A 20115-nucleotide genomic window follows, 5' to 3' on the forward strand; every position below is an offset into this window, starting at 1 on the left:
ATTACGTACTTCTCTTATGGTAGCGCTTATTGGCGCTTCTTCGTTGATGGCAAAACCAACCATTGCCATTCTTGCCACAGGTGGCACCATCGCAGGTGCTGGAACATCAGAGCTTAAAAGTTCTTACTCAGCAGGTGCTGTAACCGTAGACAAACTCATTGCTGCTGTTCCAGCGATCAGTGACATGGCAACGATTAAAGGGGAGCAAATCTCTAGCATTGGTTCTCAAGAGATGACCAATCAAGTTTGGCTTAAACTCTCAAAACGTGTTAATGAATTGCTTGCTAACCCAGAGATTGATGGTGTGGTCATTACTCACGGAACCGATACTGTAGAAGAGACTTCGTATTTTCTTGATTTAACCGTAAAAAGTAAAAAACCTGTCGTTTTTGTTGCCGCAATGCGCTCAAGCACTTCTATGAGTGCGGATGGTCCAATGAACCTTTACAATGCAATGCATGTTGTCACAAATAAAGAAACAGCGGGTAAAGGCGTTGTGGTTGTCATGAACGATGAAATTCACAGTGCACGAGAAGTCACTAAAGTGAACACAAGCTCAGTCAATGCATTTGCTTCACCAAACAGTGGTAAAATTGGTACCGTATATTATGGTAATGTTGAATACTACATGCAACCTACTCGTAAACATACGGTAAACTCTGAATTTGATGTTGCTAAACTTGAAGATTTACCACGTGTTGACATTGTCTATGGACACCCAAATGACACGGATGTTATGGTAAAAGCTGCGGTTAACGCAGGTGCTAAAGCGATTGTTCATGCCGGTATGGGCAATGGAAATCCTTTCCCACTCACACAAGATGCTTTGGCTGACGCCGTTAAAAAAGGTGTTGTTGTCGCACGTAGTAGCCGTGTAGGCAGTGGTAGTACAACCCTAGAGGGCGAAGTGGATGATGCAAAATATGGCTTCATCGCAACCACTACCCTTAACCCACAAAAAGCACGTGTTCTTTTAATGTTAGGTTTAACGAAAACCAACGATAAAAAAGCGCTTCAAAAAATGTTCTTAGAGTACTAAAAACATTCCCATCTCTTTTGGCGGAAGGAGATGGGACTTTGTCTCTCATGTGTTATAATAATCTTTAAAAAGAACAAACGCCATGAAAAAAATACTTCTCTTTCTAATCCTTTTTGTTCTTATGGGCACCACCCACGCATGGGCACACGATAAAAAAATTCTCATCATTAATTCCTATCACAAAGGCTTTCAGTGGAGCGATGATGTTTTACATGGTATGGAAGAGGTCTTTTACAAACATCCTGAAATCACCATGAACATTTTATACATGGACTCTAAACGCATTAATTCCAAAGAGTACTATGAAAAATTGCGTGAGCTTTATAAACTTCAACTCAAAAATCAAAAACATGACCTTATTGTTGCTGTGGATAAATTTGCCTATGATTTTTTAATTGAGTATTACCATGAGCTCTTTACCGATGAGCCCATTTTATTTACAGGCTTAGAGCAGTTTGACCTGAAAGAAATTCACGAAAAAGGTTTAGAAGACCGAATTTATGGAGTTATGGAAAGACGTGCGATTGGTGAGACTATCCCTTTGATGGCAAAAATGATGCCTAAGCTTAAAAAAATCACCATCATTAACGATGCCAGCGCTAATGGAGACGATAGTGAACCTTTTATTCGAGAAGCCATGGAAGAGTACAAAGAGAGCCTTGAAATCGAATACATTCGCCAATCCACCCTTGAAGAGCTTGAAAAACGCTTCTCCACCCCCAATAAAGAAGAAGCCATTTTTTACATTCGCTTTTACAATGACCGCTATGGTAACTTGTATAAAAACAACCAAATCGCTGCCATGATTCAAAAAAGTGCCCTACCCGTTTTTATTACCGATACCCTCTTTATTGGCAAAGGAGCCTTTGGTGGAAAGCTTGTTCCTGTTCAAAAATTAGGTATGGCAACAGGGGAGATGGTGCTAGATGCCTTGGATAAAAAAATTCATCCTTTACATGTAGAAACATTTGAGGAGTATTGGTACCAATTTGATGTGCAAAAAATTAAACAATTTGAAATTTATCCCAATCCTGTCATCCCAGAATTTGAGCTTGTCAATGAACCTGAGACCTTTTTTGATCGTCATAGAAAGCTCATTGATGCTGTGTTTCTCATTTCGCCTTTTCTTATTTTTCTTATTTTAGGACTCTTTCATAACATTTATATGCGCATTCGTTCTGAAAAAGAGCTACGTGCGGTTGAAGTGCAAAAAAACAAACACCAACAATTTATCATTCAACAATCCAAACTCGCCGAGATTGGGGAAGTATTCTCTTCTATAGCCCATCAATGGAAAAATCCTTTGGTGGAGATTGCAACCATTGCACAAGACCATTTTTACAGCACAACGGAGCAAACAGAAGAACAGAACAACCAATTTGTCCATGATATTATGGTGCAAGTCCACTATATGACAGACACCATTAACAGTTTTCAAGCCTTTATTATGCCCTCAACCACCAAAACGGTTTTTGATGTGAATGAAGCCATTGAGACCATGCTCAAAATTATCAATCATACAATTAAGTATAATTACATTGATGTTAGCGTTGATATAAGCAATGCCACTAACCTGATGGTAAAAGGCTATAAAAACGAATTTATGCAAACGCTTCTTAATATTGTTAACAATGCCAAAGACCAGATTATTCAACAAAGAGAAGAGAAAAAAATAAAACGGGGCACAATTTCTATTATGGTCTACAATCACGCACAAAAAGTCATTATAGAAATCTGTGATAACGCAGGAGGTATCCAAAACGAAAAGTTATCCCATCTTTTTGATGCCTATTTTACAACCAAAAAACAAGGGCATGGGATTGGGCTGTATATGAGTAAACTGATTATTGAAGATAAAATGGGCGGAAAAATTACCGCTTCTAATAAAAATGATGGTGCTTGTTTTACCATCACACTAGGAAATGTAACATGAAAATTTTAGTACTTGAAGATAATGACCGTTTAGCAAAAGTGATTAAGAGTGTTTTAGATAAAGAAGGATACAGTGTTGATCTCTTTTTTGATGGTGAAAAAGCCCTCGATGCGCTGAATTGTGGTTACCACTGTTTTATTTTAGATATTAATGTTCCCTCCCTTGATGGACTCTCCATTTTAGAAACCATACGACTTTATCATAAAGAGATTCCTGTTATTATTATGAGTTCTAATCACGATTTAGAGAAAATTCAAACTTCCTATGAAATAGGTTGTGATGACTACCTTAAAAAGCCTTTTTTTATCTACGAACTTGTGCAAAAAGTAAAAAAACTCTGCCACAAACCTTCACAAGTGATTACCCTTTGGACAGGGTATACCTATGATTATGTAAATCATCGCCTCTTTTCACCTGAGAATGAAGAGATAAAACTCGCTAAAAAAGAGTGTATGTTTTTAGATCTTTTTATCAAAGACAGACACCGTGTCATTACCTTTAGCGAACTTGAAGAGTATGTCTGGGAGGGCGAGGAGACCAGTGTGCTCAATATGCGAGCTCTGATTAAGCGTTTACGTAAAAAACTTCCTGAGGGCGCTATTGAGATGATTAAAGAGGTAGGGTATCGCTTGGGTGAGCTATGAGGGGTCTTTGTAATAGAGTTTTGTGCTATCTTTTTGATAGGAGCTGTAAAGCTTTCTAAACTCTTTAAACACTTTAGCAGAATACGGATTGTCATTAATCTTGCCATTATAGGCGTTAATGGCATCTTTGTTATTTTTATGTTTGGCAAAACAGGTCGCTAAAATATATGCCCCCACTTGAATATTGATTTTTGGGTCGAACAGGTCATAAAAAGAGATATTTGCCCTATCAAGCATGGGTTTATGAATAGAGTTAATTTGCATGATGCCCATATCAAAACGGGGATAATTACGGGTGTAGAGAAAATGCACCACATGACTGGCTTCGTACTTATTTTTGCTCTTAATGGCAATCACTTTGGTGTGTTGCTTACTCTCAATCCCTTTTTGTTTTAAAAAAGTTTGAAGTTCTGTTGCTTGTTTAGGGGTCATTTTATCCGCACTAAAGGCAACCACATAACGGTCCAAATCGCTCTCAACTTTTGCAATAGAGTACAAAAGGCTCGGCTCAATACCGTAAATTTGCCCTACCTTAACCCAAATATTTTCCCCAGATTGCTTCGGTGCTGCCCACATTAAAAAAGGCAAACACAGCAGTAAAAACAGACGTAACACCATGTCTAACCTCCTTACATGAACTTTCATTCATTATAAAGAATACTAACTTTATTCTCACTAAAGCAAATCTAGGTTACAATATTTTCCCTTTGCGGGGGGTATGTGACTCTGGTGTGCACCACGGCCTTCAAAGCCGATTGGAGGGGCGGTTGACCGTCTCTTGGGAGGTTCGATTCCTCCACCCTCTCGCCACTACTTCTCTTGATTTTTCAACATAAAAAATAAAAAAACCATCCCTTCAAAATTGACACTCTTTCGTAAAAAAGTTATAATCAAATACACTTACAGATACATTCAACCAAACCAAAGCAAGGAGTAATTATGCAAAATTTCACACTATTGGTCGCAATTGATTTTTCAGAGGGTACAAAGACGCTTCTAAAAAAAGCACACCATTTTGCAGAGAAATTTGAAGCAACACTCCATGTCGTTCATGTCATCGAAAATGAGCTTTTTCAAAAAAACAAATCCCATGAAGAGATTGCAGAGCATTGCTGGGAAATTATACATGCTTCTTCTTCTCTGGTTGAGAAAAAACATTTTTACTGCCTTGATGGAGCGGTTGATAAGACCATTCAAATTGTTGCCAAGACGATTGGTGCACATATGGTGATGATAGGCGACAATAAAGAGAAGCATCCACTTGAAGCTATTTTTATTGGCTCTGATACCAAAGCCATTATTAAAAAATCTTCCATACCCGTTTTTGTAACCAAAAACCATACCCTTCACAACTATACCACAATTCTCATTCCTACGGATTTGTCGAAAGATTCCGCCCTTATGGTTCAGCATATTGAACATCTTTTCCCCAATGCGCTCTTGCTTTTATTGCATCTTTATAGTGTTCCTTTTGAGTTTAGACTGGGAATGTATGGCTTTAATGAACATGAAATTATGAATTTTCATGAAGAGAGCAGGCAAGCCGCAGAGACACAACTCAATCTTTTTATTAAATCGCTTGAAATTCCTTTGAAAAGAGTTGTGCCTATTGTACGAAAAGAGCTTTTAAGTTCAGAGCGCTTTGAAGAGAATCATAAAGATTTAAAAGCAGACCTCGTTGCCATTCACACCACGGGAAACATTAGCTTTTTTGCGTTTGACCTATTGGAAAAATCAAAAAATGACGTTTTAATTTACAAAGTTCACCACACGCATAAGGCACATCATGGTCATTGAAAATTTGGAGTGGTACATTGTTATCATTGCATTTTTGATGCTTGTAAGCGTGATCTCAAGTAAAATTTCCGATAAGTTTGGGGTTCCCACACTTTTTATTTTTTTGGGGCTTGGCATGCTTGCTGGCTCAGATGGTATTTTGGGTATTCATTTTGATAATCCCAATTTAGCACAAAGCATTGGCACCATTGCGCTTATTTTTATTCTTTTTGGTGGGGGAATTGACACCTCATGGAAAGTCATCAGACCTGTTATTAAAGAAGGTTTATTGCTCTCCACGTTGGGTGTGCTTTTAACGGCTCTGCTCACGGCATTATGTGTGCATTATCTTTTTCATTTTAACACATTAGAGTCGCTACTGGTTGGTGCGATTGTATCATCGACCGATGCGGCGGCAGTCTTTGCTATTTTGCGAGCCAAAGGGATTGCACTGAAGCGTCCTTTGGCTCCTTTGTTAGAGCTTGAATCAGGAAGCAATGACCCCATGGCAATTTTTTTAACCCTGAGCGTGCTTCAACTCATTGCCATACCACATGAACTCTCCTTTTCTGAACTTATCTTCTCATTTTTTCTTCAATTTCTCATTGGAGGGCTTTTAGGCTACCTCTTTGGTTTTTTATTGCCTTTGATGCTCAACCGACTCCATTTAGGTTACTATGGGCTCTATCCCGTCTTTAGCATTGCATGGGTTTTGCTCCTTTTTGGTGGAACGGTTATGCTAGGAGGCAATGGCTTTTTAGCAGTCTATATTGCAGGCATTGCTGCCAACGCCAAAGAGTTTACCCACAAAAAAAATCTGGTGGGCTTTCACGATGGTTTGGCGTGGATTATGCAAATTTGGGTTTTTCTCACACTGGGTCTTCTTGTTTTTCCCTCCGAACTTCCCAACATTGCATGGCAGAGCATTCTCATTGCGCTATGGCTTGCCTTTATTGCACGTCCTGTTGGTGTTTTTCTAACCCTTTTAGGCTCTTTTTTAACTGTTAAAGAGAAACTCTTTATCTCATGGGTAGGACTAAGAGGTGCCGTACCCATTGTTTTAGCCACCTACCCTTTTTTACAAAATCTTGAACACGCCTCTATGATTTTTAACACCGTTTTTTTGGTCGTACTGATTTCACTCTTGATGCAAGGCATGTCACTGCCGTGGATGGCACGTTTGTTAGGCGTTGAAGAGCCTCAAGAAAAGAGCGCATTGACAAACAATGTTGCGGCATCACCTCTTTTTTACCACGCTATGCGACAACTCTATGTGGAAGAAAACGCTGAAGTCATTGGAAAATCCTTGGCAGAACTTGACTTACCCTCAGAATTTTTAATTGTCTTAATAAAAAGGCAAGGCAAAAGTCTGAAACCCACAGGCTCAACCCTCTTTCATGCCAATGACCTTTTACTGGTCTATTGTGACCCAAAAGAGTTATATGAGACCATTTCAAAACGTTTTAGCGCCTAATGATGGCGTTTTTCTGCTCCACTCCTTACAATATCAATGCCATACATATCACGCAGATGCGTGAGTTTTTCGCTAAGGCGTTTGGCTTTTTCATCGGTGTTTACATGTAAAAGCGAAAAGGTTTTGGTGTGCGAAGGCGAGATGAAGTTACTGAGGCTTAAGCTGATGTGCGTAATACCATAATGCGTATGGGCATCAAGGCTTAAAAGCGTTTTTACAACCCATTGACGATAGAGTGTTTCGCTAAAAACCCTCTCAATTGTTTGAGAGGTATGCACCCGAACTCCCGTCTCATAGCGTAGGGAAAAAGCGTACGTTGTGGGTCTGAGGGCTAGTTTTTCAATCGTATAAGAGAGATGACGGGAAAGAATAATAGCACGTCTTAAGACCTCTTCACGCGCATGTATTGCCGCGAAATTTCGAGAAATTCCAACGGAATGACGGTTACGGTTGGCAATGACGGGCTCGTTATCTTCGCCTCGTAATCGTGCTATTAAATCTCTTCCTATTTTTCCAAAACCCATCACCAATTTTTCATGCTCTAAGACTTCCCCTAGGGTTTCAATGGCATACGAAGCAAACTTTTTTTGCAACACCTTGCCAATGCCAGGAAACGAAGCAATCTTCATGGGAGCAACAAATGCAGCAATTTTTTCTTGAGGTACAAGGGTAAGCCCGTATGGTTTATTAAAATCCGTTGCAAGCTTTGCAATCCACTTTGAACGGGATGCCCCAATAGAAAGGGGCAAATCAAAACGCTCTAAGACCTCTTTTTGCACGTGTGCCATAAAAGCATAGGTCTCTTCATCACGCACCCAACCTTTCAAATCGCCCCAAAACTCATCAATGCTATACTGCTCCAAAAGGGGAATTTTACTCTGTAAAAAAGCCTTCAGTGCAAGGGAGAGTTGCTGGTAAAAAAGATGGTCACTAGGTACAATTAGAAGTGAAGGAGCTCTTAAAAGCGCCTCTTGTAAACGCATACCAGTTTGAATACCATACCGTTTTGCTTCATAGCTTTTTGCAATCACAATGCCATGAATCTGCCCTTTTTCGTCTATAAACTCTTCTCTCCACGCCTCTTTATGAAAACATTGGAATGTTTTTTGATGGTGAAGCATGCCATTAAACCCACCAACCCCCTCGGTGAGCATACTGGGCATATCGTGTGTGCTAAAAATTTTAGTATCACCACTTTTGCACACCACCACAGGTTTGCCTTTTAGAAAAGGGCTTCTGGTACGCTCCGCTGAGACAAAAAAACAGTCCAAATCCATGTGAATAATCACGCAAAACCTTCTTACATGTAAAGATATGTACAGTATAAATCTTTTTAAAACATTCAACTAAAAGTATTACAAAATGAAATATTTATATTTTTTTGTTACCCTAGTTCACACTTTAGAGAAGAAAAAAAAATTATTTTACAATTTGAAACAAAAAGTCTTTTTTATGTCTTTACAGTTCATTAAAATCGTTTAAAAATTAGAGAAAAAGGAATACTGCTATTATGGAACATGTAGAAAAGCCTGCGGTCAAACTCATCGCTATTGCCTTGTTGCTTGGTGGCGTGGGTTACGCTTTGGCACTCTTAGGATTTAAACCGCTTCATGCCACGATGATTGGTGTGCTTGTCTTTTTAGTCACACTTTGGACCAATGAGGGTCTACCTGTGGGCGTTGTTTCCCTCTTACCTATCATTCTTTTCCCCGCTTTGGGACTACTGGAAACGGGGGCTACCACCACGAACTACTCAAACCCCATTATTTACCTCTTTTTAGGAGGATTTTTACTGGCGATTGCCACGGAAAAAACGGGGCTTCACAAGGTTATTGCTAAAAAGATTTTAACCGTATTTCCTACCACACCACGAGGCGTTATCTTCTCTTTAGCCATCACCTCAGGACTTTTAAGCTCCATTTTATCGAACACCACCACCGCATTATTGCTGATTCCTATTGCGACGTTTTTGAGTTCGCATAAGATTTTGCAGGTGCGTTTTATTTTGGCCATCGCCTATGGTGCGAGCATTGGTGGTATTATTACCCCTGTGGGAACACCGCCTAATATGCTTCTTTTAGGCTTTATGGAAAATCATGGTATGGAGATGATTCCTTTTGTAAAATGGATGATGCTGGTCACGCCTGTTGCCTTTGTCATGGTCATTTTTGCTTCCTTTTTTCTCTCCTATGGCTTACACAATGTGGGGCATATTCAAGAAATCGAAGAAGAGCATAAAATCACACATGCGCAAAAACGTCTTTTATGGATGCTGATCTCTTTAATTGTCCTTTTGTTTGTCAACTCTCCGATTAAACCCTATTATGATGGGTTGGGACTGGATGAGCGCATTATTTTACTCAGCTACGGTTTGATTATGTTTTTGCCAAAAATTGGCGTACTCAAATGGGAAGACAGCAAAAAAATACCCTTTGATATTATGTTTCTCTTTGGTGCGGGGTTTGCCATTGCTGCAGCATTTTCTAAAACAGGATTAGCAGGAGAGATTGCGAATAAATTGATGCTCGTTGCTGATTTTTCACCGTGGCTCATTTTACTCATTGTTGCAGCTTTAGTTACTTTTACCACAGAAATTACAAGCAACACTGCACTGATCTCCATTATGCTTCCCATCATCTTCTCACTCTCTCAAGCCGTGGGGGCTGATACACAACTGCTTATGATGGCAGCCACCATTTGTGCGAGTTACGCCTTTATGCTTCCTATCGCCACCCCACCCAATGCCATTGCGATGAGTACGGGTATGGTGAGTGTTGCTTTTATGGCAAAAATCGGGTTTGTTCTCAATGTTGTCGGTATTCTTTTGATTGTTTTTGCAGCAGAATTTTACTGGAAGTTTTTTCTTTAATTCTTGTTACATGTAAGGATTTTTCCTTACATGTAAAAGAGTGGTTTGTCCTCTTTTTCAAACACCTCAGCGATAATAGCACTGTAACTAAGCCCCTCATCAAGCAGTTCTTGCAAAAGTTTTGGCGCATCGTTTTGGGAGACGGCTATTAAAAGTCCGCCCGAAGTTTGTGCATCGTAGAGCAAAATTTCATCTTTATGTGGCACTTTAGCTTCTACATATGCACTCACATAACTTTTGTTATTGTACGCACCTGCTGGGATAATCCCCATATCCGCCATCGCTCTGGCTTCCTCTAAAATAGGAATCTTGTTCACCCAAAAACCAATGCTCACTCGATGAAAACTCATCTCATAGGCATGACCTAACAGACCAAAACCTGTAATATCTGTACACGCACTTACATCGTATTTTTGCATAATGCGTGAAGCTTTATGATTGAGCGTGGCTAAAATAGACGCCACTTTTTCTACCACACTATTCTCAAGCATATCCGCTTTAATGGACGTGGTTAACACACCCATTCCCAAAGGTTTGGTTAAAATGAGCACATCTCCCACCCGAGGCGTGTTGTTGCGGTAAATCTTTAAAGGATGCACAAAACCTGTGACACTCATGCCATAGGTCATCTCAGGCGCTTCTATCGTATGCCCCCCAATAATCACCCCACCGCACTCATTGACCTTACTCTGTCCGCCTGCTAAAATCTCTTTAAGCACGCTTCGTGGTTGATGACAGCCATCAAATCCGACAATATTCATTGCAGTAGCGACTTCACCACCCATAGCGAACACATCGCTTAGCGAGTTTGCCGCGGCAATTTGCCCATACACAAATGGGTCATCCACCACAGGGGTGATAATATCGACCGTTTGCACAAGGGCCCGCTCTTCATCGAGGTAATAGACACTGGCATCATCACTCTCATCCATTCCTACCAGTACCTTCTCATGCCTGCAGTTGAGACCACCTATCGCTTCTGTGAGGTCTCCCGGACCCAGCTTGGCAGCACAACCCGCAGCTTTGACGTACTTGGTCAATTTTGCTTCGTTGTTCATTGTATACCTTAATTTCAACTTCTTGAGCATGAAATGTTCACGAAGTAGTACGAGCCTTCCGCTGAGGAAAACCCAGTGTTAACGTAGTTTGAAAAGCTTTGCTTTGAAAGCGTTATTATAAAGATATTGTACCCTCTCCACCAAAGAGCATCTCAATGGTACCATAGGCATTGCCGATTTTTCCCACTTTAAGCTTCTCACTCACCCCATAAAATTCCAAACAGACCCCGCACGAATAGATTTCAACGCCTTTGGCCTCAAGCGCTTGGAGCACTTCAATGATAGGAGAATTTTCATCAGCAGTGGTTAAATACACAGCAGTGTTCACACAAATAATGCGCTTTGGAATTTTAGGCAATTCTAAAGCTGATTTTAAAAAACCGACAATAAGCTTAGCGCCTAATTCGCCCTCGCCTACTGTATTGCTTTTAAGAAAAAGCGTTTTATCTAAAAACTGCTCACTTTTTTCCTCACTAAGCACCTTACATGTAAAGCCTTTAATAATAGAAACAAGTGTTTTTCCATCAGCCATTGCCTCCACACGTGCTTCAAAGCCACCGTTTTGTGCAAAACGCACCACATTTTCTTTGGAAGCTAGGTTATCCACCACAACCTCTAAAATGGAATCATTGGGCAAAGCTTCTAAGGCTTTTTTGGTTTGTAATACGGGCTCAGGACACGCTAAGCCACTGCAATCAATTTTCATGAATTTCCTTTTGTACATAATAGCATTTGTCTAAACCTTAGACCTACAAGAGCAGAAGAGAGATAAATATCTCTCAGAATAAACAGACAATGATGTAAAAATTTATTTTTGGTTCATGGTCTTTTCAACCCATTTTTGAGCGGCATCAACACTCTCAAACGTATGGCTTTTTGCTACTTGCACCTGACCTTCGTAAAAACGAACCCGAATACCATCTTGAACCTCATCAATTTTAATTCGTGTAATACGATCTGCATTTAGATACACTCTGTCATTTAACTTTACAAACATGTGAAACTCCCTTTCTTTAATAATGCTTTATTTTAGCACGATTTTTGTAAAACTATGCCTCTTTTGATGGCACGTTAATGGCCGATTTTTTAAAATGAACATACACCTGTGCAGAGGGATAAAAACGGTATTGCTCAAAATATTCAAAGCTCTCTACACACTCTAAAACATGTGTGCCTATAGCAATTTTTAAAGAAATTTCATTGCTTTTCACACTGTGAGCCACTTCACGAATAATCCCTTTGAGGCAAACACTATCATCATTACATGTAAACGGTTCCAAACCAACACAGATGTCACGAGGGTTAATCGCCACACCTCTTTTTTCACCAATACGATAACTTTTAGGAAGTGACATACGCTGTGTCTCATCAAAATCAAAAATACGTTCATCCCCACTTTCACGCCACTTTCCCATGATTAAATTACTGCTTGTAAAATCCATTAAACGCCCAAAATGAAGCCCAACTTTACGGGTTACAATTTCATTAAGCCACAACAAATCGTGACTTGCAACAATCACAGTCGTTCCCCATTCACGATTGGCATACACGATAGCATCGCTAAATTGTGGAAGCCCACTGTAATCTAAACTGTTGGTTGGTTCATCTAAGAGTTGCGATAAAACATCGTTGGTGCTTCCCACTTGTTGCACCCGTCCATCCATAACGATGGCAATTCTATCCGCCAAATACGAAGCCTCACGAAAATTGTGCGTTACATGTAACGTCGTTAAACCATACCGCCTATGAATATCTTTAAGAAATTTCATAATGGCATTGCGAAAGGTGGGATCAATAGCACTTAAAGGTTCATCTAAAAGTAAAATTTTAGGGCGTGAAAAAACCGCCCTAGCGATGGCGATGCGTTGTTTCTCTCCACCTGAGAGATTATCAATGCGCCTATCAAGCAACTTTTCCAAACCTAAAAAATCCACCAAATCGTTAAACAAAGACTCCGCATCTTCAATCTCTTTATACCGTCCTGCAAAACGGATATTTTCTCGTACGTTCAAATTGGGAAACAGTGCAAAGTCTTGATACACAAAACCAATGGAGCGCTCTTCTGGGGCTTTATGGGTTATTTCTTCTTGATTAAAAAGAAGCTTTCCACCCACACGGTGCAAGCCTGCGATGGATTCTAAAATAACTGTTTTTCCAGCACCGCTGTGCCCTAAGATGACAAAATACTCACCCTCTCCCACATCAAAGCTAATATCATGAAGATGAAACGCCCCCACATTACATGTAAGGGCTTGAAGGCTTAAAAAACTCATTTTTGTCCTAAAATGGAACTATCGCCTGTGATGATAGGAGGATTCATGGCATCTTGTCCGTTTTTCTTCATAATCGCTTGTCCCTCAGCAGAGAGAACAAAGTTCACAAAAGCAACCGCACCTGCTTTGTTGGCGGGAGATGTAGCGTTTTCAAACACACTCAAACCATACACCATTGGCGCACCCACTTGTTTTTCCACAACGCCAGGTTTCTTCCCATCAATGTTAAAGGAAACCGCCTTGTAAGCCTCTTCAAACTTGGCATTTTTAAGATTAATTTCTTCAGGCAGTGTGACGTATTTGAGTTTGTGTTGGTCTGCAACGGATTTGTAAATGAAGAGATAATCGTACTGTCCCGCTTCCAAAAGCCCTAACAAATCGGTCTCTTTGGGGCGTACAATCACTTTTTTAGCGTTCTCTTCCCCAATTTCATAGTGATCACCATAGCCAAACAATGCGTCATAAAGCCCTGCTTTTTTGTAATGTTTTTCTGCCAACATGGTCACAAGCATAGAACGATACCCGCAAGGGTCTAAATTGGGGTTAGAATGCCCTACCACAACGCCCTCTTTCAAAAAGATGTCCGTCCAGTTTTTTTCGTTAATGTCTTTCGCAAATTTTGATTTCTCAGTGTAGGCTAAAACCATCTCATTGGTCGCAAAATGGGCATTAAACTTTGCATGATTAGGAATCAACATGGTATCAATCACCTGATAATCCGCACTGCCCATCACATCCGCAGCCCTTCCCAAATCCGTTACTTTACGAGCTGCTGCCACACTGCCACTGGGTTCTCTTTGCACATCAAATTGGGGATATTTTTCTTCAAAAACTTTTTCAATTTCTGCAAAAGGAACCGATAAACTTCCTGCATGTAAAACAATAACAGGCTCTTTAGCCAACAACAACGATGCCACAAGGGCACTGAGTACCCAAACTTTTTTCATTAAAATTCCTTTAAAGATATGTGTTTTTTGCATATTTATACGGATATGTCGCATAAAAAACCAATTCTACGTCACATTTAATGTTTTCAACCTTAAGAGTCTACTCACTTTTCATAGCATCAAAATAGCATACACGTACTATTTTCGAAACTCTTTTTGATTGCGAGGCTTTAAAAAAAGCTCTTTAAACCGCTCATTGGCATAATTTTCAATGTCATCTTGAAGCTTACGATAATTTTCCATGTATTCATGCGCCACAGAGGTAAGTTTTGTGCCCGCATCTTCACCGCCCCCTTGTTTAGTCTCTACCATCACATCGTTGATATTTTTTTGCAAAATTTTAATGTGCGTCCATGCTTTTTTATAATTCATCCCAATTTTTTCAGAGGCTTTGGCAATAGACCCTTCTGATTCGATGAGCTCTAAAATCTCCGTTTTACCTTTACCAAAGAGCAATTCACCCTCGGCATTTTCTATCCATGTTTTGGTTTTGACATACAAACGTGGTCGTCTTTTTTCTGTAAAACAGCCTAAACTACAATACGTCACATCAATGTTTTTCTCTTTGAGGGTGCCTCTGATTTTTTTAAGCCCAATGCCACCTGCTTGCGCCCTTGCATCTTTACATGTAACACGATTTTGATCGTCTAAAAGTGGAGTAAGTCGGTTTAACGCTTCTATATCAAACGATCCACCTTCTACCTTTCCAAATTGACCCAAATCACACGCATCAATACGTATTTCCATCGCTTTAGCTGCATCGCCAACCTCACGAATCGGGCATTTTAATTTAGCCGCAATTTTATAGGCATCGGCACAATCCAGCTTGCCTTTATCGTTCAAATAGTGTCTAATCAACTCTTGCATTTCAGCCATTTTATACCTCCACTGAAATTCTTTGAGGATGACGGTACACATTCATTGTATCGCCTCTGACAAAACCAATGAGCGTCAGCCCAAACTTTTCTGCTATCATCAAACCTAAACAGGTCGATGCCGTACGAGAGGCTAAAATAGGAATTTGATGCATCACTGCTTTGGCTACCATTTCAGAAGAAAGTCTGCCACTGACCATTAAAAAAGCATTGCGTACATCTATCCCTGCCATCACCGCTTTTCCTACGACTTTGTCAATGGTGTTGTGTTGGGCAATATCTTCTCCAATAAAATATGTATTTTCATCTGTAAAGAGTTTTGCCGTATGCACACAGCCTGTTTGTTCGTACAACGGGCACTCGGTGTAAAACTGACTCATTTCACGGGAGAGTTTGGAAGCGCTCAAACGAAACGTGCTTTTAATCACTTTGGCTTCAATCGCTTCTGGGTCTATGTTTGCGGTCATGCTTTTGCCACATCCGCTAATCACCACGCCCTCAGCACTTAATTTTTTAATATTTTCATCATTCACTTTGGCTTCAATGTCCACACGCATGCCATCATTAAGAAGCTTCAAAGAAGTGACATCGCTAAATTTCTCAATGATATTTTCACTCATCAAATACCCAATCGCAAGGGCTTCTTGATCCACAGGCGTTGCCATCACCGCACCCACACGATTGCCATTCACATAGAGTTCAAGCTTAATTTCACGCACCAATGTATCTTCACGCTCAAATATCTCTTTACCTTTGATCTTGGTAATGCTTGTTTTAAAAACAGCTTCCATGCTTTCTCCTCCAACGTGCTAATTTTGCATATATATTGTCAAAAATTGTAGCGTACTATCCTTAAAATGAGTACGCTACTTTCTTACATGTAAAGGAACAAAGGAACTAAAACTTTCCTTTTTCCTTAAGCTTCTTATACCACGCATTGTGAAGAAACTTAACTTCTTCTTCTTCGACATACCCTGTAATAATACTATGCACTGCCCCTTTAATGGCAAACATAGACATATAGACATGGGTAATAAAGAGGGCGACAACCGCAAAGCCCATCACATTATGCACAATAGCGGCAACTCTTAGAAGGTCTATTTGAGAAAGACCTGTGAGGTTATGCAACATCTCCATTTTAAAATCTAAGAAGAACATCATTGCCCCACTTAGAATCATGGTAATGCCACCAAGTATTGCCACCCAGTACCACATCTTTTGACCTGCGTTAAATTGGGTAGCATTAATCACTTGTTTCTCTTTAGAGAGGTATCCTCCTAAAATCATAAACCATTTGACATCTTCAAGGTTAAAGAGTGCCTCTTTCAGCCACATGAGTGCCATAGGAATGACCACAATCGCAAAGGGAATGGTAAAGATACCATGAAGGTTTTTTGCCATTCGAACGAGTGTTCCTCCACCAAAGAAATCACCAAAAACGATAATAAAGCCTGTTGGAACGAGTACCAAAAAGCTTACTGCTGCAATTTGGTGAACGGTTCGATGAAACAGGTTAAAGGCATAATGTTTTTTCTCACTGTGTGGGAAGACTTTAGGGCCTACCAGTTTATAGTGTAAGAAGAAGACACTTGGTACACCAATGAGGACAGCTAGAAATATCCATGCAAAGTATTTGCCTTGAAGCAAGGTAAAGAGTGCTCCTAATTTCAAGGTCTCTTCTTGTCCGTACCCTAGGATATTTTGTATGCGCATCTCACCCCAGATTTGGCTATCCGTAGCCATTGCCACGGATGCCAAAGCCAGAGTCGCAATGAACATATAAATGACTTTTTTCATTGCGAATCCTTTCATTGGTTTTTATACGCCTTATCCCATCCATAAGGTGCATTAGCCCCTTTACCTCGTGTTGCGACACGTGCTCTAAAGACATTCGCAACCGATTGGGCATCGCCTACAAGTAAGGCTTTGGTGGAACACATGGCTGCACACACAGGTACTTTGCCCTCTGCGATTCTATTTTGACCATAGAGATGTCGCTCTTTTTCAGAGTTAGTCTCTAAAGGACCACCTGCACACATGGTACATTTATCCATTGCCCCTTTAGCACCAAAGGCGCCATCACGAGGAAATTGTGGTGCACCAAATGGACATGCGTACAAGCAGTATCCACAGCCTATACATGTCTCTTTATCATGAAGAACGATTCCATCTTCTCGGATATAAAAACAATCCACTGGGCATACTTGCTCACATGGAGCGTCTGTACAGTGCATACATGCAATCGATGTACTCATTTCCTTACCAGGTATTCCTTCATTGATTGTGACAACTTTTCGTCTACTGATACCAACGGGTAGCTCATGTGCTTCCGCACATGCGACGCTACAGCCATCACACTCGATACATCTGCTCTCATCGCAGTAAAATTTCATTCTTGCGTATTCCATCATCCACCCCCTACGCTTTTTCTACGCGGCATAGACCCGTTTTTGTCTCGGGAATTTGCGTCATAATATCATAGCCATAACCAACCACGGTGTTAGCCGACTCACCTGTTGCGTAAGGTTTTGTACCCGCTGGATAGTTCGCACTTAAATCTTTACCTTGGAATTTACCCATATAGTGGAATGGCATAAAGATAGTTTTTTCATCCACGGTGTAAGAGAATTTCGCTTTCACATGAATGCGTGTTCCTTCAACGCCATACACCCACACCATTTCCCCATTACGAATACCAAGATTGAGTGCTGTATTGGGATGAATATCAATAAACATTTCAGGATTAAGCGCACTGAGGTATTTTGAAGCTCTTGTCTCTGCACCTGCTCCACTGTGGGTTACCAAACGACCTGTGGTCATGATAAGTGGGAACTCTTTGGTGTAATCTTTTTTCGTTTGAGCAGAGATATATTTCGTATCAACCCTAAAGTGATCTTTTTTATCTGGATAGGTCGGATACGCTTTGATCATCTCAGCACTTGGCGAGTGAATAGGCTCTCTGTGAAGTGGAATTTGATCTGGGAAGTTCCACGCTTTAGCTCTTGCTTTTCCATTACCATATGGGCAAAGTCCTAATGCAAGACCTTTTTTAACAAGGATACCACTAAGATCGGTCGCAAAGTTTTTACCTGCAACGATTGCTTTCTCTTCTTCGCTAAATGTTGCACCTGCTTTTTCAAGCATGTCTAGGGTTAATGCACCATGTCCTTTAGCAATCGCTGAACCTTTTGGCGCACTGCCCTCACCTGCAAGAAGGCTGACGCCATCTTTTTCAACGCCCCAGTTCAGACGAAATCCCATACCGCCATCACTCACAGGTTTGTTGACATTGTACAAGATTGGGCTACCGCTGTGGGTTTCATTCCAACACGGCCATGGAAGTCCGTAGTATTCACCTTTCATAGGTCCCATACCCGCAACGCTGACCTCTTCAAACATATGCCAGTTTTCTTGGTGTTTTTTAAGTCGCTCAGGCGTGTGTCCACCCATACCAATAGAGCGAATACCCCGTGCAATCTCACGTGTAGCATCTTCTGGCCACTCAAATTTACCTTTACCATCGCCTAAGGCTTTGGTGTATTCATCATAAAATCCTAAGCGTTTAGCTAATTCAAACATAATGTCGTGGTCGGTTTTACACTCAAATTGTGGTTCAACCACTTTGCTTCTCCATTGAACATTACGTCCTGTTGCTGTCACAGAACCGCTGGTTTCAAATTGTGTTGCCACGGGGAGAATAAAAAGGTTATCTTTTCTATCGGTTAAAATAGCCGCATCATTCATAAATGGATCGGTGATGACTAAAAGCTCTACATTATCAAGCCCTTTTTTCACCTCTTGAAGTTGTGCGGTAGAAGTAATTCCACAGCCCATCACCACAAGGGCTTTTAGGTCAGTTCCGCCATTGTAAATGGCGTCATTTTTCATAACACCCTCAGACCAACGTGCCAGTGTAAAACCATTTTTTGTCATCATTTCACTATTTTTAAAACGCCCTTTGATCCACTCATAATCTGTTTTCCAAACATTTGAAAAGTGTTTCCATGCAGGCTCACCTAAACCATAATAGCCAGGAAGTGTCTCAGATGAACACCCCATATCAGAGGCACCTTGAACGTTATCATGACCTCTTAGAATGTTACAGCCACCGCCTTCAACACCCATATTGCCTAAAATCATCTGCAAGATTGGTCCTACACGGGTATTTCCCGTACCAATACTGTGTTGTGTCCAACCCATGGTCCACACCAAACAGCCTGGTTTTGAGGTAGCAAAAAGTTTGGTCACTTGAATCAACTCGGTTTCACTCACGCCTGTTACCTTAGAAACCACATCAGGTGTCCATTTTTCAGCCTCTTTAAACACATCTTCGTAGCCAAATACACGCTCTTGCAAATACTTTTTATCTTCCCAACCGTTTTTCAAAATCAGATGAATCATTCCGTAAATAAAGGCAATATCGGTACCTGAGCGTAAACGCACGTACATGTCCGCTTTAGCAGCCGTTTTCGTAAAGCGAGGCTCAACCACAATCAACTTTGTGTTGCTACGCTCTTTGGCTTTTAAGAAGTGTTGGAAACCAACAGGATGTGCTACCGCTGGGTTGGCGCCCATAATTAAAACCGCTTTTGAGTTTTGAATGTCTCCTAGTTGGTTGGTCATCGCACCATAACCAAAGGTATTGGCAACACCCGTTACGGTTGAGCTATGGCAAAGTCGTGCTTGATGATCGATGTTATTGGTACCGTAAAATGCGGCAAATTTACGTAAATAATACGCTTGCTCATTGCTCATCTTCGCTGAGCCTAAAAACATTGCCGCATCAGGACCGTGTTTTTCACGAAGGGCTTTTAATTGTGCACCAATTTTTGTATAAGCATCTTCCCACGAGATACGTTTCCATTGACCGCCCACTTTTTCCATCGGGTATTTTAAGCGTACATCGGAGCGAATCATATCGATCATGCCCGCACCCTTACAGCAATGTCCCCCTAAACTTAATGGATGATCTTGTGCCACTTCTTGACGAACCCAAACGCCATTGTGTACTTCTGCTAAAACACCACAACCAACCGAACAGACGTTACAGATGGTTTTGACCATTTTTGAACCTGGGTAAGGGTTTTTAACCTCTTCCTCGGTTGCGGCTCTCGTTACTTTTTCACTGGCAAATCCAGAAGTTGCTCCAAAAGCACCCGCAATGGCTGCCATTTTAAGAAAACTTCTTCGCCCTACTTTTGCATTTAATTCACTCATCGATCTCTCC

The 20115-nt window shown here is 40.7% G+C and carries 18 protein-coding genes and 1 tRNA gene; 7 read left to right on the top strand and 12 right to left on the bottom strand.

Annotated features, from left to right (window positions below; all coding sequences use genetic code 11):
- Positions 1–16: 16 nt before the first annotated feature.
- From SULBA_RS10795 to SULBA_RS10805, 3 genes are all read left to right on the top strand, one after another.
- Positions 17–1039 (top strand): type II asparaginase, encoded by a 1023-nt coding sequence (locus tag SULBA_RS10795; RefSeq protein ID WP_425353014.1) that lies wholly within the window; start codon positions 17–19, stop codon positions 1037–1039.
- An 82-nt stretch (positions 1040–1121) separates the two neighbouring features.
- Positions 1122–2972 (top strand): sensor histidine kinase, encoded by a 1851-nt coding sequence (locus SULBA_RS10800; RefSeq protein WP_014770327.1) that lies wholly within the window; start codon positions 1122–1124, stop codon positions 2970–2972.
- Entirely contained in the window at positions 2969–3616 is a 648-nt protein-coding gene (locus SULBA_RS10805; protein ID WP_014770328.1) for a response regulator transcription factor, read from the top strand. The genes SULBA_RS10800 and SULBA_RS10805 overlap by 4 nt, the downstream gene beginning before the upstream one ends.
- Here SULBA_RS10805 and SULBA_RS10810 read toward each other — a convergent pair.
- Positions 3611–4234: a lytic transglycosylase domain-containing protein gene (locus SULBA_RS10810; protein WP_014770329.1), complete on the bottom strand. Its 624-nt coding sequence runs from the start codon at positions 4232–4234 to the stop codon at positions 3611–3613. The two genes, SULBA_RS10805 and SULBA_RS10810, sit on opposite strands and share 6 nt — an antisense overlap.
- A 93-nt stretch (positions 4235–4327) precedes the next feature.
- Between SULBA_RS10810 and SULBA_RS12985 the strand changes: the two genes are divergently transcribed.
- From SULBA_RS12985 to SULBA_RS10820, 3 genes are all read left to right on the top strand, one after another.
- A tRNA-Sec gene (locus SULBA_RS12985) sits at positions 4328–4426 on the top strand.
- Positions 4427–4555: 129 nt separating this feature from the next.
- Positions 4556–5413, top strand: coding sequence for a universal stress protein (locus SULBA_RS10815; protein WP_014770330.1), 858 nt, complete (start codon positions 4556–4558; stop codon positions 5411–5413).
- Positions 5403–6866: a potassium/proton antiporter gene (locus tag SULBA_RS10820; RefSeq protein ID WP_014770331.1), complete on the top strand. Its 1464-nt coding sequence runs from the start codon at positions 5403–5405 to the stop codon at positions 6864–6866. The genes SULBA_RS10815 and SULBA_RS10820 overlap by 11 nt, the downstream gene beginning before the upstream one ends.
- On the opposite strand, the gene SULBA_RS10825 is transcribed toward SULBA_RS10820, so the two are convergent.
- On the bottom strand, positions 6863–8155 hold the full coding sequence (locus tag SULBA_RS10825; RefSeq protein WP_014770332.1) for a DNA polymerase Y family protein: 1293 nt from the start codon (positions 8153–8155) through the stop codon (positions 6863–6865). The genes SULBA_RS10820 and SULBA_RS10825 overlap by 4 nt on opposite strands.
- A 221-nt stretch (positions 8156–8376) precedes the next feature.
- On the opposite strand from SULBA_RS10825, the gene SULBA_RS10830 reads away from it, so the two are divergent.
- Positions 8377–9735, top strand: coding sequence for an SLC13 family permease (locus SULBA_RS10830; protein WP_014770333.1), 1359 nt, complete (start codon positions 8377–8379; stop codon positions 9733–9735).
- Positions 9736–9761: 26 nt separating this feature from the next.
- On the opposite strand, the gene selD is transcribed toward SULBA_RS10830, so the two are convergent.
- The 10 genes from selD to SULBA_RS10880 form a co-directional block, all read right to left on the bottom strand.
- Positions 9762–10793 (bottom strand): selenide, water dikinase SelD, encoded by a 1032-nt coding sequence (gene selD, locus SULBA_RS10835; RefSeq protein ID WP_014770334.1) that lies wholly within the window; start codon positions 10791–10793, stop codon positions 9762–9764.
- Positions 10794–10908: 115 nt separating this feature from the next.
- Positions 10909–11499: a sulfurtransferase-like selenium metabolism protein YedF gene (yedF, locus tag SULBA_RS10840; protein WP_014770335.1), complete on the bottom strand. Its 591-nt coding sequence runs from the start codon at positions 11497–11499 to the stop codon at positions 10909–10911.
- A gap of 102 nt (positions 11500–11601) precedes the next feature.
- Complete coding sequence (locus tag SULBA_RS10845; RefSeq protein WP_014770336.1) at positions 11602–11790, bottom strand: hypothetical protein; 189 nt, start codon at positions 11788–11790, stop codon at positions 11602–11604.
- Positions 11791–11842: 52 nt separating this feature from the next.
- A complete protein-coding gene (locus SULBA_RS13205) occupies positions 11843–13066 on the bottom strand; it encodes an ABC transporter ATP-binding protein (protein ID WP_014770337.1) in 1224 nt (407 codons plus the stop codon).
- Positions 13063–14013, bottom strand: a complete 951-nt coding sequence (wtpA, locus tag SULBA_RS10855) for a tungstate ABC transporter substrate-binding protein WtpA (RefSeq protein WP_014770338.1) — start codon at positions 14011–14013, stop codon at positions 13063–13065. Before wtpA ends, SULBA_RS13205 begins: the two co-directional genes overlap by 4 nt.
- 138 nt (positions 14014–14151) lie before the next feature.
- On the bottom strand, positions 14152–14889 hold the full coding sequence (locus tag SULBA_RS10860) for a winged helix-turn-helix domain-containing protein (RefSeq protein WP_014770339.1): 738 nt from the start codon (positions 14887–14889) through the stop codon (positions 14152–14154).
- A gap of 1 nt (position 14890) precedes the next feature.
- The gene (fdhD, locus tag SULBA_RS10865) at positions 14891–15679 is read right to left on the bottom strand and encodes a formate dehydrogenase accessory sulfurtransferase FdhD (protein ID WP_014770340.1); all 789 of its coding nucleotides are present in this window, start codon (positions 15677–15679) and stop codon (positions 14891–14893) included.
- 106 nt (positions 15680–15785) lie between these two features.
- On the bottom strand, positions 15786–16685 hold the full coding sequence (locus SULBA_RS10870) for a formate dehydrogenase subunit gamma (RefSeq protein ID WP_014769043.1): 900 nt from the start codon (positions 16683–16685) through the stop codon (positions 15786–15788).
- Positions 16686–16696: 11 nt separating this feature from the next.
- The gene (gene fdh3B, locus SULBA_RS10875) at positions 16697–17299 is read right to left on the bottom strand and encodes a formate dehydrogenase FDH3 subunit beta (protein ID WP_172634069.1); all 603 of its coding nucleotides are present in this window, start codon (positions 17297–17299) and stop codon (positions 16697–16699) included.
- Between the two features lie 7 nt (positions 17300–17306).
- Positions 17307–20105 (bottom strand): formate dehydrogenase subunit alpha, encoded by a 2799-nt coding sequence (locus SULBA_RS10880; RefSeq protein WP_014770341.1) that lies wholly within the window; start codon positions 20103–20105, stop codon positions 17307–17309.
- Positions 20106–20115: the final 10 nt, after the last annotated feature.

Source organism: Sulfurospirillum barnesii SES-3, from assembly GCF_000265295.1.
In the GTDB taxonomy this organism is placed as follows: Bacteria; Campylobacterota; Campylobacteria; order Campylobacterales; family Sulfurospirillaceae; genus Sulfurospirillum; species Sulfurospirillum barnesii.